Source organism: Gemmiger formicilis (genome assembly GCF_024462815.1).
In the GTDB taxonomy this organism is placed as follows: Bacteria; Bacillota; Clostridia; order Oscillospirales; family Ruminococcaceae; genus Gemmiger.
The window spans coordinates 102,925-119,487 of the sequence record NZ_JANGCG010000006.1 but is presented as its reverse complement, the minus strand read 5'-3'; the positions used below and the strand labels follow the sequence as shown (position 1 = coordinate 119,487).

The window sequence follows — 16,563 nt, the reverse complement described above, 5'->3', positions numbered from 1 at the left end:
TATTTGTGAGGAATGGGATTGACATTCTTTTCTTACTAAAATTACGGAAGGAGGGCTTGACAATGATACTCAAAGGCGCGAAAATGGCTCGGCTCGGCTCGGCTCGGCTCGGCTCGGCTCGGCTCGGCTCGGCTCGGCAGTAGTATTGCGCCTTTTATTCAGTGTGTCAAGCTCTATTACATCATATCGTCAGGTAAAATCCGGAAGCAGGGTGAACTATGCCTTGATTTCGGATTTTTTATTTTGTGGGAAGGGGGCTTGTTGCTGAGGCTTTGCACCTGATTGTCAGGTGTTGCGGATGCTTCAATCTATTTTATCGGTACACTTACTGCGGCAACAATTTTTGATGATTTAAACACACAGGAGGAATGAAAATGAAGAAAAAAATTCTTAGCCTTCTGCTGACGCTTTGCCTTGCTATGACTTTCGTGCCAATGGCAGCGTTTGCAGAGGAGACACAGAACATAAGTGTCTGGGATGGCAATACAGCGGCAGCGTTCGCAGGTGGAACAGGTACCGCAGAGGATCCTTATCAGATTGCTAACGGAGCACAGCTTGCATATCTTGCAAGCTCTGTGAATAACGGAGAAACCTACGAAGCGAAGAACTTTGTTTTGACGGCTAACATAGACCTGAACGGGCTGCCTTGGACACCGATTGCAAATTCTTTTTCTGATGCACTGTTGGGAGGTTCGAATTATCGCGTCTTCGCCGGTAATTTTGACGGTAAGGGATATACCATCTCTAATGTTTCCATTGGGTCAGAGACCACACCGCTTGAATCGGATGTATTTGGGTTGTTTGGCGCAACAGAGGGAAAAATCAGTAACCTGAATCTGGATACTGTTTCTATCCACGGTGTAGCAAAGATTGCTTCGATAGGTGCTGTCGTCGGCTTTGCCGGCGGTCTGGTTGGTTCTTCAGGTGGATCCATTGAAAACTGTCATGTGACAGGTTTGGCTATGGATATGAGCGCACCGAGCAACGTTTATGCTGCTGCATACTGGGTCGGCGGGCTTGTAGGTGCACTGGATGGAGCGCAGCTCATCAACGAGTGCAGTGTATCCGGCAGCATTACGGAAAAAGCCGGCAAGGGGTCTATCGGCGGACTGATTGGTGAATTGGGAAAAGCAGCGAAAATCACATACAGCAGATCCGATGTGACGGTAAATGTGAAGGCAGATTCCCGTGGCGGTGCGAATGTCGGCGGATTTATCGGCAAAGGAAACGGCAAAACAGATGCAGAAACGATTATTCGAAATTGTTACGCCACGGGCAATGTTACCGGCGGCGCATATACAGGCGGCTTTGCCGGCGGCCTTTGGGGTCTGAATATCAAAAACTGCTATGCAAGTGGCAATGTATCACAGGCTGCGGCTGCTATGGCCTCTTTTGTAGGTACCGATGCCTCTGACACAAATTACTATGGCTCCATTACAAACTGCTTTGCAACCGGCAGCGTAACAGGCTCATCATCCTTTCAGTATGCCTTTGCAGAGCAGTCGTCTGCGACCAAGAGAAGCGAAATAACCAACTGCTATTTTGCAGAGGAAAACTCCGGTATTAAAACACAGTACGAATCTGCAACTGCAAAGTCGCAGGATGAAATGAAAACCGAAGCTTTTGCAGCCGAACTGAATAACGGCGACAACAGCAACGGATGGTCTTTTGTGAACGGACAGGTTCTCGGCGGTGCAGAACCGGCAGATTACAGTGCTGTGGAAGCAGCGATGGCAGCCATTCCCACTGATTTGACTGTCTATACCGACGAATCTGTTGCCGCATTGAATACGGCGGTGGACGGAGTTGTCAGGGGCAAAGCTTTGGCGAGTCAGGCTAATGTCAACGCAATGGCACAGGCTATCGAAAACGCGATTGTTGCCCTGCAATACAAGGGTGCTGACTACACCAAAGTAGACGCAGCCATTGCCAAGGCAAAGGCTTTGAAGAAGGAGGACTACAAGGATTTTTCCGGTGTGGAAACTGCCGTCAATGCTGTTGTCCGTGACAAGAACATCACTGAACAGAGCGACGTTGATACAATGGCGAAAGCTATTGAAGATGCGATTGCTGCCCTGCAATACAAGGACGCCGACTACACCAAGGTTGATGCAGCCATTGCCAAAGCAAATGCACTAAACAAGGACAACTACAAGGACTTCACCGGCGTGGAAGCCGCCGTCAATGCCGTTGCCCGTGGCAAGGACATTACCCGGCAGGCAGAGGTTGACGCTATGGCAAAGGCTATTGAAGATGCGATTGCTGCCCTGCAATACAAGGACGCCGACAAGGCCACCCCGGCACCTGCCGCCACGGCTACCCCGGCACCTGCTGCAACGACCACTCCGGCACCTGTTGCAACAGCCACACCGGCACCTGCTGCCACGGCCACACCTCAGTACACCATTCCGCAGACCGGCGACACCAGCAACCCTGCTTTGCTGGTTGTCCTTATGCTTGTCAGCGGTAGTGCAGCCATTGGAACAGCCGTTGTTGCCAGCAAGAGAAAGAACAACAGATAACTGAACAGCCCCCGTTCCATCTTCCGGGCAAAGCAAAAGCGCCGCAGCGATGCGGCGCTTTTCTATTGCCACAAAGCAGCAAATATGGAGATTGTTTCAAACGATTTGATTTACGCATAACACGCTATCGATAAGGCTGCTGTAAAGCGACAGCGGCTTTTCTTTTTCGGGAAGTATTCAAGAAGTCATAAAGTTCTGTGAGTAATGGAAGAAGGCGGCATTGGCGAAAATGGCACAATTCAACGCAACGCAGAAAAACCTCAAATACCACTTGTCTTTTCATTCTCGAGATGTTATTATTAGTACGAATACTAACACTTTTATGGTGAGGTGATTTATTTGCGGAGAAGCAGCAGCGAAACAAGGAAGAAAATCCTGACCGCCTGCGTTCGTCTTTTTTTGGAGCAGGGGTATAAAAACACCTCGGTCAGTCAGATTGTTGACGAAGCGGGCGTTGCAAGAGGAAGCTATTTGAATCTGTTTCCGACCAAGGATAAAATTTTGCTGGATTTGACTGAAACGATGTTCGACGGTCAGTTCGGTGTGGCACGAAGCATTGCGGACAGCAAGCTGCCGTCGGTGTATGCCTATGCGGTGGATACGGCGATCCAGCTCACCCTCACCGAGTTGAACGAGAATCTGCGGGAGATTTATATCGAAGCCTATACCGCCCCGGATACGGCGGAATATATCTATGTGCATACCACGGTGGAATTAAAAGAGATTTTCGGCGGGAATTTCCCCGATTACACCGACAGCGATTTTTATGAAATGGACATCGGCACGGCGGGGCTGATGCGCAGCTATATGGCACGCAAATGTGACATTCATTTCCCGCTGGAGCGAAAAATCAGCCGCTTTCTGACGGCGGAACTGAGAGTGTACAAGGTGCCGGAGGAGGAGCAGGCCAAAGTGCTTGCCTTTATTCAGACACTGGATATCAAGGCGATTGCCACAGAGGTTATGTATAAGCTGTTTGCTATGCTGGAAATGAAATACGATTTTAAGCTGTCGAGCGGCAGCGAAACGGAGAAAACGAAATGAGAAAACGAATTTTAAGTCTTCTACTCTGCTGTGTGATGTTGATAGGGTTGCTGCCCACGACAGCATTTGCGGAGGACAGTGCGGAAGAGCCACCTGTTTGCACCTGCGAAACCGCCTGCACGACGGACAACATGAACAAGGAATGCCCTGTCTGTGGAGCGGAGAATGCTATACCGCAGAACTGCGGTCAATACATCCCTGTTGAGGACAGAACCGGCGAAAACGGCAGCACCGAGAGAGCCGATGATCCGAATGGTTCCACAGAGCTGAGTGCCGCAGATCAGGTACAGGCCATGATCGACGGTTTACCGAACGCAGAAGAAATCACTGAAGAGAACGCCGAGGAAGTCAAAGAGCAGCTTGAGGCCATCGACGAGGCGAAGGAGAAGCTCTCCGACGAGGAAATCGATGAGCTGGATATGACCCGGTATGCGGAAGCTGCCGCTGCATTGGGGGCGCTGGCTGCGCCAATGCTATTGGCTAATGATTCGCCTGACGAGCAGTTTTCCCTCAAGCCCGACGGCACCTATTACTTTGACCTATCGGCGATGAACATATCTGGAACGGCAAACGGCGATCTGCCGGACAGCACCCTGCACTATGTGCCTTTCACCTATGCCGGCACGGTGAATGCCTATTCAAATGAAAGAACTTCATCACCGGAGGAGCGGACGCGGAAAGGACTATTGTATGAGCAGACATGAGAAAAACGGAATCACCTTAAAGCCGATTCACATTGTTATCGGTGTGGTGGCTGCGGTAATCGTTATTACGGCGGCGGTGCTGTTTGGCTTACAGCAGCGCCCCACGCAGGCAGAAAGCGGCTTTACGCCGGATTTGCAGGAGGGCACAAGCGCGTGGAGCGGCGACACCCTACCGGACAAGACCCCCGAAAGCAACGGCGAGGCGGTGGGCATCAAGATACCGGGGTATCCGTCCATCAGCCTGCCCGCAAACAAACAGGACGCGGAAGTCGCGCTGCTGAACCCCGAGGGCAACCCCTGCTATTTCACCTTTGAACTGGTGCTGACCGACACCGACGAGGTGCTTTACACCTCCAAGCAGGTCGAGCCGGGGCAGATGATTACTAACATCACGCTGAACCGCGCCCTGCCAGCCGGGCAGTACAATGCGGAGCTGCGCATCACAACGGCCTCGCTGCAGGACGGCAGCGCCATGAACGGGGCAAATGTTGTGACCGTGCTGGACGTACAGTAACACACAGCGGTACAAGCTGTTCAACAAACCGTTATAGAATAGGAGTAACCCCATGAAAAAACTTGCATCTTTTGTTTTGGCTTTGGCTATGGCTGCTGTGTGCGCTGCACCGGCAATGGCGGATAACAATCAGATTACACAGGAATCCGACCCCAAAAGCTGCGATACCACGGTCACCTTTACCATTGCCCCCTCTTACACGGTAACAATTCCGGCTGCAACAGACATTCCCTTCAACAGCACCGGCGCCGACACCAACTTGAAAGGCACCCTGCGCCTTGATGCAGCCCAGCTGGAACTCAACCATAAAATTACGGTTTCCGCAGCGGTGACCCCGCTGCACGATTCCGCAAAACCAGCCCATACGATTCCCTTTACCCTGCGCAAAGACGGTGCCGAATTCACCTCTGTCGAATTTACCAAGGCAGGCGAAGAAGTCCAACTCAGCGTACATATTGACGAAAACGCTTGGAAAACCGTTCCCGCTGGCAAGTACGAGGGCTCTGTAACCTTCGAAATCCGCTACCAGTAAAGTGAGGTGATGTCTGTGAAAAAGTTAGCAGGTCTGCTATGCGCGCTTGCACTGGTTTTCGGCTTTTGCCTGCCCGTCTTTGCGGATAACAACGACAACACGGCAAAAATCACCACCACAGTGCCCAGCACGCACACCATTACCGTGGCACAGGCAGACGGTGCCGCCGTGTTCTGCAACGGCCAGCCCGGCACGGCCTTCACGGTTGAGCGCCTCAGCCAGCCGCAGCTGCTTGTCCGCCCGGATTCCGGCAGGGTGCTTACCCGTTTGCTGGTCAACGGGGCGGATGTCACCGGCTCCGTGCAGGGCGGCTATTACACGCTGCCCGCCGTGTATGAGGATTTGACCCTGCAAATCGAAACCGGCGCAGCAGCGCCCGTTTATGGTGACCGCTACATCGTGCAGGGTAAGGTAACGCGCAACGGTGCGCCCGTTTCCGGTGTCACGCTGGAGCTGCGCTCCACCCTAAAAACCTGTGTCACCGGCAGTGACGGCAGCTTCCGCTTTGACGATGTCGAAACCGGCCACCACACCATGACCGCGCTGGAAAACGGCAAGGTCGTGGGGTACATGGCGTTCTATCTGACCGAGGACGTAACCACCTACCTCAGCGTAAGCGGCGGTGCGCAGGTCATATATGTGGACAAAAGCGGCATCGGTGTAGATCTGGTGCTGCAGCTTGAGGACAACGGTCTGTTGACCCCGCTGCAGGCCAGCACAATTCCCGCGCCGGTAAGCGCGCAAACGCCTGCCGGTAAAACGCCGCCCACCACGCCCCCGGCACAGACCACCGCGCCCACATTCCGTATCCCGCAAACCGGCGATGCCGCCCGGCCCGCGCTTTTGTTGGTGCTGGCGCTGTGCTCCGCCGTGCTGTTTGTGGTATTGTGGCGCAAAAAAGGAAAAAAGTAACTGCACTGCCTTAAAGCTGGGCGGCTTTGACCATCCCGGCTGTTTCCTATACATAAGGAGGACCAAATGAAAGCAAAGCGGATACTTGCATCCGTGCTGAGCGTGGCTTTGCTGCTGCAGCTTAGCCCCTTGGGCGTTTTGGCGCTGGACGAGAGCCTGCCGCAAACGCCGCAGGTAAGCACCGTGCAGGAAAACCTCGACCCAGCCCCCACGGAAGAGCCTGCCCTTGTGGAAGAACCTGTCCCCACGGCAGAGCCTGCCCCCACGGCAGCACCGACCCCGGAGCCCACGGCAGAGCCAACCGCCACACCGGCGCCAGAGGAAACGCCTGCGCCGGACGCCGCGGCAACGTCTGCCCCGGAGCCGTCTGCGGAACCCACGGCAGCCCCCGACCCTGCGGCAGAGGTGCAGGCGATGATCGACGCCCTGCCGGACGAAGTGACGGAGGACAACGCCGAGGCAGTGGAACAGGCGCTGACCGACATTGACGATGCCAAAGAAAGCCTTACCGATGAACAATTGGCAGGGCTGGATTTTGCGCGCTATGACGCCGCCGCCAACGCGCTGCTGGCGCTGTGGGGCGAAGCCCCTGCCGATGCGGTGGAAACGCTGGATAACTACCCCGAACCCACCAAAGAAGGCGAGTGGTATGTTATCGACAGCGTAGACGACCTATACTGGCTGGCAACGCCAGCTGCAAAGAACGTCAATGCCAAGCTGACGAAGGACATCACCGTCAACAACAAAGTATTAAACGACGACGGCAGCTTGATTTCCGACCCCAGCAGCCTCAAATCGTGGACGCCCATTGGCACAAACACCGATCCGTTTACAGGCACCTTTGACGGCGGCGGCTACACCATCCGCGGGCTGTACATTGATGGCAATACGAGCAACGTTGGTTTGTTCGGCTACATTGGCAAAACCGGCACCGCAACCGGCACCGTGAAAAATGTCACCCTCGCGGATTCCTATGTGCGCGGAAACGAGTTTGTCGGTGGCATCTGCGGGTGGAACAAGGGCGGTACCTTACAGGATTGCCACAACACCGGTACGGTTTCCGGCACAACGAATGTCGGCGGCGTGTGCGGTAAGAACGACAGCGGCACTGTGGATGGATGCTATAACTCCGGTACGGTTTCCGCCGGATTTTATGTCGGCGGCGTGTGCGGCCTGATCAACAACGGCAGCACCTTGGAAAAAAGCTATAACACCGGTACGGTTACCGGCACAGAAAATGTCGGCGGCGTGTGCGGTCAGAACGCCGAAAGCACCTTGCAAGAATGCTATAACATCGGCACGGTTTCCGGCACAACGAAGGTCGGCGGCGTGTGCGGTCTGAACTACAGCGGCACTGTGCGTAATTGCTATTACCTTGATACAGGTGCAACGACTGCTGACAGCGGCACTTCAAAAACCGCAGCCGAGTTCAAAAGCGGCGAGGTGGCTTACCTGCTGCAAAAAGCGATAAACGATGCAACAACAGAGGGCACACCTGCTGAGCAGGTTTGGGGGCAGAAGATCGGTGAAGACGACTACCCGAAACTGGGCGGCGACAAGGTATACCAGACCACCCCCTGCACCGCAGGCTACAGCAACACCGACGGCACATACAAAGCCCACACCCCCGGCACGGATGGCAAATGCATCGACTGTAAACAGCTATGCATTTCCTACACCGTGACCATCCCCGCCACGGTGGAGCTGGGCAGCACCGTGACCGTCACAGCCGAGGGCGTCATCCTGCCGACTGACAAGCAGTTGAAGGTCGCCGTGTCAACAACTGACAACAAGTTCGAGGTCGCGCAGGTAGACAAGAACAATACCGTCGTTGACAGATGCGAGTATACCGTCACCAACAAAGGCGACACCCCAAACAACCTCAACGGAACCCCGGTAACCCCCGGCGCCACCGTATTGACTGCCGAGAACGGTAAGAATAAAACCGTTTTCTTGCAGTTTAACGCCCCCGCCACAACCTATTCCGGCGAATACAAAGGCACCGTAAACTTTACCGTCAGTGTTGATAACGCATCTTAATAAGGAGAAACCCCCATTATGAAAAAGCTTGTAACCCTGCTGCTCACCGCAGCGCTCGCCATCACCGCCGCAACCACCGCGTTTGCGGATCACCAGATTGGACCCGACGCTAACGGCAACCCGAACCCGGCTAGCAAGGCAATACCCGTTACTTACACGGTAGCCCCCAAATATACCGTAACCATCCCGGCATCTGTAACGCTGGATAGCGATAGCAAGAGTAGCACGGCAACGATTGTAGTCAAAGATGTGACTGTAGACTTTGGAAAAAAAGTAAAGGTTGCGCTAAATAAAGGTACTTTTAATGTAACAACCGACGAGGGTGCAACGCTGCCCTGCAAGGTTACGAAAGGCACCAACAAAACTCCTGTTAATGATAATGGTACTGTTCTGGAAGTCGCGCCTGCTAGCAAAAGTGGCAGCGAAACTCTTACGTTTGCCATTACCGATCCCGTTGTGTATTCCGGCACCTACAAAGGCACGGTAACCTTTGAAGTCAGCGTTGGTTAAACCCCACCCCATAAAGCCATAACCCCCACCAGCCGTCACGCCTCCGTGACGGCTGGTGCTGTTTTATAGGCACAACGGCAGCAGCGCCCGCGCAGCACAGGGAAAAAGCGCCTGCTGCAGCTTTCAAGGCCAATCGCAAGTAAAAAAGAGGGGACCGGCCTATATCAGCGCACGGAAACCATATCCATAGGATTCACACGCACACCATTCTGCATCACCTCAAAATGCAGGTGAAAACCTGTGCTGTCGCCGGTATTGCCTACATACCCTATAACCTGCCCTGCCGTTACTGCTTTCCCTGCGGTAACGGCAGTTTGCGTCATGTGGGCGTATCGCGTGGACAGGCCCGCACCGTTGTCCAGCAAAACTTGGTTGCCGTAGCTGTTGTTCCAGCCGGAAATGATGACCGTGCCGCTGTGGGCGGCGAGGATAGGGGTTCCCTCCGGCGCGGGAATGTCCGTGCCGCGATGACCGGAGTTGCCGTAAGCGTCGTCGTCACCAAAATTGCAGGAAATATAGGTGTGGCCTGGCAGCGGCCAGCATAACTCGCCATCATCGATGATGCCGATGCCGCCGCAGAGGGCAAGCAGCGTAGGGCGCATTTCATCGGAAAGCAGTTCGTGCAATATGTCTTTTTGGCCTTGGGTGAAATTGTACAACTCAGCCAGTTCATCCACGGTTTTGCTGTTGACGGTGATATGCAGGATGTATTCCGTCTGCTGCTCCGGGGCGGGGTCGTCCTCGGTGGGTTCGGGAGTGGTGTCTACTTCTTCGACCTCGTAGGTGATCTCGTGCATAGCCCAAAAGGCGTCTTGAATACGCTGCTTTTGGGCGGCATTGATAACGATAACGTCGCTATCAGAGTTGAGGTTGGTATGTACTGCAAAGATGGCCAGCACCTCCGGCCAGTAGCTTGCCCATGTATGACCGTCCTCGTAGTCGTAGGTGATGGTGGTTTCGCTGCACTCCGGGTGGGCGGATACGATGTCATTGATGGCCGCGCCGAAGTCGGCGTTGGTGTCGGCCACGATTTCGGCAACGGGGATGCTGTTAGGGTCGCCAGATTCGTCCGCAAACAGGATGCCCATGGGTGAGCCAATCACCGCTGCAGCCGCGCCAATGACCATCGCCAGCACCAACACCACGCCGCCCGCGCCCAGCAGAGCCAGCAGCGATTGCGCGGCGCGGCGCACGGCTTTCGACAACAGGGCTTTGATTTTGGCCGTGATATAGTGAAAGCCACGGCTGATTGCGTCAACCGTGGCTTGTTTATTGCTGCTTGTGGGCAACTTGGGTGCGTGGGTAACGATGGGAGCGGTATTGCCCGCCGCTGTGGCAGCCGTCTGCTTTTGCAGATAGCAGCGCACAGCCTCGCGGGTCAGGTGCTGCCGCTTTAAGCGCTGCTGCATTTGGGCTCGGTAGGGCGGCGGTGCCGGTGTGGCCGATGGCGACACAGGGGCTTGCGGCGCTGGTGTTTTGGCTGCGATGGCCTTTTGCCGGAAACGCTGCTTTTTGAACATTTCCCTGCGCTCGGTCTGCGTGGGAACAGTGACTTTCTCTTTTTCAGTCAGCTTTGATGCAGATTGGGCGCTGCCCTGCAAGGTGAGATTTTTCCGCTTCTCCTGCATTGCACGAAACTTGCGGTAGCTCATGCGGGCGGTGCTTTTGGCGGTGTTGCCTGTACGGGCAGCCACATCGGAAATGCCCTGCTGCACCTCGGTTTGTGCGTATTCTTCGGGGGATTCCTGCCGCTGCTCGGCGGTGCGTTCGCCCTGCACCTTGGCCCGCATAAGTGTTTTGCGCACAAACTGCTTGCGCTTTGCATTAATTCCGGGCATCGTCAATTACCACATCATCCAACTGTCGCGTATATTCCGGGTAGCGCAGTTTTACGGCTTCGTACATATACGGCGCAAAGGAGCAGTCGAACAGGTCATACGGTGTACAGGATTTGTCATCGTATCCATTCCAAAGATTATAGGCAAACCGTGTCAGCTTGGTTGTGCCGCTGGTCTGCCATCCTGCGGCCAGCGATTCCGGCTTGATTTCGTCTTTTTCAAAGTCGAAGCAGCCGTCAATATTGTTGCGAAGCGCGGGTACGGCGGTCAGGGTGTAAATCAGTGCGCGGTGGTAGCTGTCCATTGCCTTGCAGCGGTTGAGGTGGGTTAAGTATGCCCTACGGTGGGCAGGGGTCATAAACTTAGGTTCGGTCATGCTGGTGTCCTCCTGCTTTCTTTATATATGAGGTTATATTTTTGAGATTCTAAGGCGGGCGACACCCCGCCTTTTGTTTGTGTAAAATCATGCTCTTAGCGTTCTCCGTGGTCGATGGGTTTGATTTTCAGCTTATTGCCATCGCGCTGGAATTGCTCGTATTGTTCAGGAGTGCATTTCATCGGCAACAGGCCGTGCGGCGTGGGGAGAAAGACAACAGGGTTATGATACAGCCTTTCATATAAGAAAACCTGTCTATCAGTCAAACTGATAAAGTCTTCTCCGCCATTGCCGCAGACCACAAAAGAACCTGCAAGAAAATCTGTATGTCCGTAAAGCCGGTTAGGCGGCAAACCGTCAATCTTCCCGGAGTCGTTGCAGATAACGCAAACGCTATCTCTCCACGGACGGCAACATTCAATATCACCGCCGACAAGCTCCTGCAATGCCCTTAATGTGTTGGGAATCGTGCGCTCCTCCGGGTATTTACCGGGCTGCACATACAGCACGCGGATTTCATTTTCACTCATAGGATTCACTCCATTTCACCGGGTTTGGTCGTGAGTAATTTGTATGTTTTGGTGTCTTTCGGTTGAGGGTTATTGAATGGGATAAGGCTGTTGCCCATCTTGATAATTCCCTCACCGGGCTGAGCCAGCAGCAAATATTTCCTCTGCGGCTCGGACAGGCCGTACAACTCCACCACGCTGTCAATGTCCTTGGTTTGGCGCAGCATGACCACAAATTCGGAGTTTGCCAGCATGGCATAGGCGGTGTCATTGGTAAGGCAGTCCTGCACATTTTGCGTGATGCCGGTGGCGTAGGCGTTGTACTTTCTGAATCGCTTCCAACTTGTGTACAGGAAATTGGCGCTCAAAGAATCGCGCAGTAGCAGATAGATTTCATCAAAGTATACCCATGTGGCGGCCTTGGGGTCGTTGCGTTCGTTGCTCATAACGGCGGTGTTGATGTACTCCAGCATAGAGAGCATGGCAACAGGTTTTAACTGCTCTCCCAAACTTTGGATATTGAAGCAGATAAGGCGGTTGCTCATGTCCACGTTCGTGGGCTGGGCGAACGCTTGCATACTGCCGGTGGCGAAAATTCGCAATGCAAGCGCGATTTCTTTTGACCGTTTATCGCGCTGATTGTTCAGTGCCATCCACAAGTCCTTGATAGTCGGGCATGGCACGGTATAGTGGGATTCCATCAAGGGTTTGTAGATGTTTTCAAGGGCATCGTCAATCAGACTTTTATCACCGGCCAGAATATGCTCCTTGCCCATTATCTGCTCACACAGGCTCAACACAAATTCTGCCTTAGCAACATGGGGAGGTATTTTCGTTGACTTATCATATTTGAAGTCCAGCGGATTAAAGTGCGTAGCGCTGTCCACCGAGATATTCACAACCTCGCCACCCAATTCCTGCACGAGGGGCGCATACTCATTTTCGGGATCTACGACATAGAATCTAGCCTTAGTAAACCGCAGATACAGCATCAAAATTTCCAGCTTAACAAACATGGATTTACCGCCGCCGGAGGTAGCGACAACCATTGCATTGCCGTTCACAAGGCTAGTGCGCAGCCCGATGATGAGATTGCCTGTCACGGCGTTTCTGCCGTAACAAATGCCGCCCGGTGTGAGAATTTCTTGCGTATTGAACGGTACCAGTGCTGTCAGCGATTTTGTCAGCATCGTGCGCATGCTCTCGATGCGGCGCAGACCGTAGGGCATGGCCGTGTTAAAGGCGCGTTCCTGCTGAAAGTACAACTCGGTGAATCGGCAGTTATAGTTCGCCGCCGTGGTTTTCAGTGCATCGGTTTCCAGCGCGAGATCTTCCAGTGTGTCAGCAAAGTAAGTGACGGTGAGCAGGCTCAAAAACATCTGCTGGTCATTTTCCGTCATTTCTTTACGGATGCTGGCAATGATGCGGTCCTGCTCCTGCGTCCGCTGCGGTACGGAAGATGTAAAGTCGAGATTTTCCACGGATTTCTTATTGAAACGGACTTTCTCGGCATCGGTTTTCATCTGCGCATTGTCAATTTCTTTGAAAGCATCCTCGGTTTCCACCGGCTCAATGTCGATTGATAACACAATGTATGGCACTTGCTGAAGCAGTGCGGAGATAAACTTATCATCAAGCTGCTGCGGGTACTCGCTGATCGTCATGCACTTGGCATAAAAATCCTCGATTTCAATATGCTTTTTGCAAAAGCGGATGCAGTCCGGAGCGATAGAATCGCGGAAGTCCTGCCCCAGTTTGGCACAATTATCAAAGTCGAAGTTAAAACGACCCTCCTCGGAAATGCGGAAAAACTTGTGCAGCACCTCCAGCCGTGCGCGGTTGTCCAGCGGCGTGACGGCACATTCCAAGGCGGAAAATGCAGACAGCAAATGCCCCTGCACCTGTACAAAGCGTTCGCGGGCCTCTTTTACGCCGGGTTTGTTCGTGGACACGATGATGTACTTATGCTGCACCACATTTCCATTTTCGCGGGCGTTGGCCTTGATTTGGCGGTTGCGTTCGGCGCGGAGGGCATCAAAGCCGTCGTTCTCGCGGTGGTACAGCACATCACGGGCAAAGGCTTTTTCATCCATGCGCTGGCTGACGATGCAGACTTGCATCCAGCAGTCAGCGGGGATGCCCGCGTAGACCGTGCCAAGCTGCGTTAGAATATTCTGCTTGGCCGCGTCACTCTGCATGGCGTAGTTGATGTCGCTGATTTGCCACATCATGCTGAACACATTTCCCGATTGCCAAACACCGTCTGCATAGATTCTGTCGATGGGGATGCTCTGCTGCACCGAACGCGGCATTTTATGGCTGCCGCGTGTTTTTCGCGTAGATGCGTACTCACTCAATCTCAATGCTTATCACCTTTTTTCTTTTTGCAATATTTGTTTTCAGTTTTCCATAACCGCCAATCGTTTCTGATAACTGTGCTGTCTATTACAACAAGCAGGAATTTTTCAAAGGTCAGACAGTCATAAGTAAAAAATCCTGCTGCTGCAATCGGCGCAGCGGCCACAATGCAGACCCAGCCCGCCGTTTCATGACCCAACAGCGGAGTCAGCCCCAAATAGACCGCAACTGCCACGGCAATGGCCGCGCCGGAGCAAATCATCTGCCGCAGATTCAGCCCCAAAAAGATTTCCTCTTGGTAATGGCGGATTTCTTTATTTATCGGAATTTGCATATTACAACCCCATCATTTCATGGATAATTCGGTCAGAGCCTTTGATAAGGCCAACCAATACGAGCATATTGAAAACTGTTTCCGCAAGATAACTCCACACAATAGTGGTCGCTTCGCCGCTGGCTACTGTTGGCATACTGACAAACGCCGAGTAAATCACGCAGGCCAGCACAATGACCGCACCCTCTAAGCACACGCCGACATAACTTTTCAAAAACGATATGCCCACGGATTGTGTGCTTTCCCCCGCAAAAGCCGCCAGCGGCAGCGGGGCCAGCGCTGTGTACATATACAAGCGGAAAAAGCGGCCATACACGGTAAGGATCATTACAAAGGAAAGCACCGTAATAAACAAGCTGCCGAGAATCGTTACGAGCCATAGCGGTATGCTGGCGAGAAATCCAACATTTTCGATAGCTGTTTGCATTTCTGTGGGCAGCGACACCATAGCTTCCGAGATACCGCCCATGCTGTCGGCCATATCTGTGACGATGCCGTTACAGATGGAAAACACATTCAGCATAATGTCCATGCCGTATCCCACAAGCGCTTTTGCCGCCACAAAGCGGAGAAAGTAATGGATTGCAGCTTCGGGGCGTTTTAACTCGTGAAAATTCATTGTGTTTTTGCATAGCGATATAGCAAAGAACAGCACGACCAGTGCATAGCCAATGCCAACCATACCATTGTGCAAGGTCTGCATCACACTCCACACTGCGCCGCCCTTAAAAGTTTGGGGGCCGGTTGTCACCAGCCCCCATAACTCGCCCAGCTTTCCATTCCATGTGGAAAAAGCATTGTTCAGATTCTCAACGATCCAGTTTTGATTCAAGTTTTCACCCACTTTCAGATAAAAGAAAACAGCCGACAGAGAGTCTGCCGACTGCATAGCTTAATTAAAAAAATTGTTTGTTATTAGGGTGTCCATTGTAGAAGCAACTGCATCACACACTTCATCAAAGCTGATAGTGGAAGCGTAGTCGAAATCTTTTCGGTAATTATCCCATTGCCTACGCATAATCTCGCTGTTTCGCACCGCTTCCACAATTGCTCTATAATCTTGCAAAATCGAATCAGAGCCTCGCTTACTGGCTGTAGCCATCAGTGCCGCCCCTAAAGCGGGAAAGTCTATATTTTCTGCTTGCAGTTTGGTAAGGATATAGACATCATAATAATCTCTTGGCCGGGTATTCTGGTCACTGCGAGATATTACAGTCTCCAGCTTTTCCGCCAGAATGGTGGCCAAATTGTATGCCATAACTTGAATATGACGATCTTCCAGCATCAACTTGTAGTCATATTGAATTTCGCGTGGTGTGATTTTATCGCCAGTAGTGATGTCCAGCTTTAAGGGAACTGCCATAGGCGAAAAATCGGCTGTCAAAGCTACGCGGTATCCAGTATATTCATCACCCTCCCGGATTTCACCAATGCTTTTGAATGTAAATGTGATGTCATCGTCAACAGGAACGGTGAGAATCTGCTCTATCATTTTTTGGACGGCATCCTGCGTAACTGGATAACCCTTTATGGTTGCATCCATATCCATTGTCGCTCTGGAGTTCAGCCCCACCATAGAGGAAATTAAAAAGCCACCTTTGATAATGTAATTATCCCGATACGGGGATAATGATACCCGCTCCAAGAATCGTTCCAGCATATAATTTTGCAGAACAAGCTGTGCGGAAATCTGGTTTTCTTTCGCCAGCTTTTTCATAATCGCTTTCAGCTGCATAGCGTTTTTCATAATAGTACCTCCAAATAAGGACGCAGCCGTTTTTCTACGCGTAGTTGATGAGCATATTCCGAAAGCAAAGGAATGTTCTTATCTTTACGGCCAGCGTACCGCTTGAATGCATCTGTAATGATCTGAATATCCGTGTGGCTGATGGGCTTTAGAATTTCACATAGGGTTTTTTCTGCATTGTAGGCCCGGACTGTATTTCCGGCAGGGGTGTCAACCAGCGCGATTCCAAGACTGTAATAAGGCTCTTTCTTGCAAGAGCATAAAATTCCCGCTGCTTTTGGACTGGATGTATTATATCCATAGGGAAATGCCATGTGAAACTTGTGTGGTGTCCTGTCAGTCAAATCATGCAGAAACAGTGCGGTATCCAATGCAAATACACCACGCTTATATCGCTCTTGAATGGATACAAATTCATCCTCCCAAACTTCCGGCAGGGTATATACCCCACGGGAGACCTGATCTAAACGGCCTGTATCGGCCAAATATTTCAAACTTCCGCGTGATATTCCGGCAGAAGAAATCATAGCAGCAGTTACGATGCCATTATTTTGGGAAGCCAACTCTATAATCTTCGTTGTAGAATCCATAGCACACACCTTCTCTCGAATTGACTTTCACGC

At 52.4% G+C, this 16,563-nt stretch carries 16 protein-coding genes; 8 read left to right on the top strand and 8 right to left on the bottom strand.

Annotated features, from left to right (window positions below; translation table 11 throughout):
• Positions 1–374: 374 nt before the first annotated feature.
• From NE623_RS07125 to NE623_RS07090, 8 genes are all read left to right on the top strand, one after another.
• Positions 375–2,522 (top strand): GLUG motif-containing protein, encoded by a 2,148-nt coding sequence (locus NE623_RS07125; RefSeq protein ID WP_256272963.1) that lies wholly within the window; start codon positions 375–377, stop codon positions 2,520–2,522.
• Positions 2,523–2,852: 330 nt separating this feature from the next.
• The gene (locus tag NE623_RS07120) at positions 2,853–3,566 is read left to right on the top strand and encodes a TetR/AcrR family transcriptional regulator (protein WP_256272961.1); all 714 of its coding nucleotides are present in this window, start codon (positions 2,853–2,855) and stop codon (positions 3,564–3,566) included.
• A complete protein-coding gene (locus NE623_RS07115; RefSeq protein ID WP_256272960.1) occupies positions 3,563–4,270 on the top strand; it encodes a hypothetical protein in 708 nt (235 codons plus the stop codon). Before NE623_RS07120 ends, NE623_RS07115 begins: the two co-directional genes overlap by 4 nt.
• Positions 4,257–4,784 (top strand): hypothetical protein, encoded by a 528-nt coding sequence (locus NE623_RS07110; protein WP_256272959.1) that lies wholly within the window; start codon positions 4,257–4,259, stop codon positions 4,782–4,784. Before NE623_RS07115 ends, NE623_RS07110 begins: the two co-directional genes overlap by 14 nt.
• 52 nt (positions 4,785–4,836) lie before the next feature.
• On the top strand, positions 4,837–5,316 hold the full coding sequence (locus NE623_RS07105) for a hypothetical protein (protein ID WP_256272958.1): 480 nt from the start codon (positions 4,837–4,839) through the stop codon (positions 5,314–5,316).
• A 15-nt stretch (positions 5,317–5,331) separates the two neighbouring features.
• Positions 5,332–6,228 carry a carboxypeptidase-like regulatory domain-containing protein gene (locus NE623_RS07100; RefSeq protein ID WP_256272957.1) on the top strand — a complete coding sequence of 299 codons (897 nt, stop codon included), beginning with the start codon at positions 5,332–5,334 and terminating at the stop codon, positions 6,226–6,228.
• 66 nt (positions 6,229–6,294) lie between these two features.
• Positions 6,295–8,268, top strand: a complete 1,974-nt coding sequence (locus tag NE623_RS07095) for a hypothetical protein (RefSeq protein WP_256272956.1) — start codon at positions 6,295–6,297, stop codon at positions 8,266–8,268.
• An 18-nt stretch (positions 8,269–8,286) separates the two neighbouring features.
• Positions 8,287–8,778: a hypothetical protein gene (locus NE623_RS07090; protein WP_256272955.1), complete on the top strand. Its 492-nt coding sequence runs from the start codon at positions 8,287–8,289 to the stop codon at positions 8,776–8,778.
• Between the two features lie 164 nt (positions 8,779–8,942).
• On the opposite strand, the gene NE623_RS07085 is transcribed toward NE623_RS07090, so the two are convergent.
• The 8 genes from NE623_RS07085 to NE623_RS07050 form a co-directional block, all read right to left on the bottom strand.
• The gene (locus NE623_RS07085) at positions 8,943–10,616 is read right to left on the bottom strand and encodes a M23 family metallopeptidase (RefSeq protein WP_256272954.1); all 1,674 of its coding nucleotides are present in this window, start codon (positions 10,614–10,616) and stop codon (positions 8,943–8,945) included.
• Entirely contained in the window at positions 10,603–10,992 is a 390-nt protein-coding gene (locus NE623_RS07080) for a DUF6075 family protein (protein WP_256272953.1), read from the bottom strand. Before NE623_RS07080 ends, NE623_RS07085 begins: the two co-directional genes overlap by 14 nt.
• A gap of 95 nt (positions 10,993–11,087) precedes the next feature.
• Positions 11,088–11,522, bottom strand: a complete 435-nt coding sequence (locus tag NE623_RS07075) for a DUF3846 domain-containing protein (RefSeq protein WP_113998747.1) — start codon at positions 11,520–11,522, stop codon at positions 11,088–11,090.
• Between the two features lie 5 nt (positions 11,523–11,527).
• Positions 11,528–13,813: a VirB4-like conjugal transfer ATPase, CD1110 family gene (locus NE623_RS07070; protein ID WP_256272952.1), complete on the bottom strand. Its 2,286-nt coding sequence runs from the start codon at positions 13,811–13,813 to the stop codon at positions 11,528–11,530.
• Between the two features lie 47 nt (positions 13,814–13,860).
• Entirely contained in the window at positions 13,861–14,193 is a 333-nt protein-coding gene (locus tag NE623_RS07065) for a PrgI family protein (protein WP_113998745.1), read from the bottom strand.
• Position 14,194: 1 nt separating this feature from the next.
• Positions 14,195–15,025, bottom strand: coding sequence for a hypothetical protein (locus NE623_RS07060; RefSeq protein ID WP_256272951.1), 831 nt, complete (start codon positions 15,023–15,025; stop codon positions 14,195–14,197).
• A gap of 60 nt (positions 15,026–15,085) precedes the next feature.
• Positions 15,086–15,940: a nucleotidyl transferase AbiEii/AbiGii toxin family protein gene (locus NE623_RS07055; protein WP_305146163.1), complete on the bottom strand. Its 855-nt coding sequence runs from the start codon at positions 15,938–15,940 to the stop codon at positions 15,086–15,088.
• The gene (locus tag NE623_RS07050) at positions 15,937–16,530 is read right to left on the bottom strand and encodes a type IV toxin-antitoxin system AbiEi family antitoxin domain-containing protein (RefSeq protein ID WP_078784608.1); all 594 of its coding nucleotides are present in this window, start codon (positions 16,528–16,530) and stop codon (positions 15,937–15,939) included. The genes NE623_RS07055 and NE623_RS07050 overlap by 4 nt, the downstream gene beginning before the upstream one ends.
• Between the last annotated feature and the right edge of the window lie 33 nt (positions 16,531–16,563).

Excerpts from the sequence above, each read along its gene's own strand:
- NE623_RS07125 (WP_256272963.1), top strand. The coding sequence starts at position 375 with ATGAAGAAAAAAATTCTTAGCCTTCTGCTGACGCTTTGCCTTGCTATG.
- NE623_RS07115 (WP_256272960.1), top strand. The coding sequence starts at position 3,563 with ATGAGAAAACGAATTTTAAGTCTTCTACTCTGCTGTGTGATGTTGATA.
- NE623_RS07110 (WP_256272959.1), top strand. The coding sequence starts at position 4,257 with ATGAGCAGACATGAGAAAAACGGAATCACCTTAAAGCCGATTCACATT.
- NE623_RS07105 (WP_256272958.1), top strand. The coding sequence starts at position 4,837 with ATGAAAAAACTTGCATCTTTTGTTTTGGCTTTGGCTATGGCTGCTGTG.
- NE623_RS07095 (WP_256272956.1), top strand. The coding sequence starts at position 6,295 with ATGAAAGCAAAGCGGATACTTGCATCCGTGCTGAGCGTGGCTTTGCTG.
- NE623_RS07090 (WP_256272955.1), top strand. The coding sequence starts at position 8,287 with ATGAAAAAGCTTGTAACCCTGCTGCTCACCGCAGCGCTCGCCATCACC.
- NE623_RS07085 (WP_256272954.1), bottom strand. The coding sequence starts at position 10,616 with ATGCCCGGAATTAATGCAAAGCGCAAGCAGTTTGTGCGCAAAACACTT.
- NE623_RS07080 (WP_256272953.1), bottom strand. The coding sequence starts at position 10,992 with ATGACCGAACCTAAGTTTATGACCCCTGCCCACCGTAGGGCATACTTA.
- NE623_RS07075 (WP_113998747.1), bottom strand. The coding sequence starts at position 11,522 with ATGAGTGAAAATGAAATCCGCGTGCTGTATGTGCAGCCCGGTAAATAC.
- NE623_RS07070 (WP_256272952.1), bottom strand. The coding sequence starts at position 13,813 with ATGCCGCGTTCGGTGCAGCAGAGCATCCCCATCGACAGAATCTATGCA.
- NE623_RS07065 (WP_113998745.1), bottom strand. The coding sequence starts at position 14,193 with ATGCAAATTCCGATAAATAAAGAAATCCGCCATTACCAAGAGGAAATC.
- NE623_RS07055 (WP_305146163.1), bottom strand. The coding sequence starts at position 15,940 with ATGAAAAACGCTATGCAGCTGAAAGCGATTATGAAAAAGCTGGCGAAA.
- NE623_RS07050 (WP_078784608.1), bottom strand. The coding sequence starts at position 16,530 with ATGGATTCTACAACGAAGATTATAGAGTTGGCTTCCCAAAATAATGGC.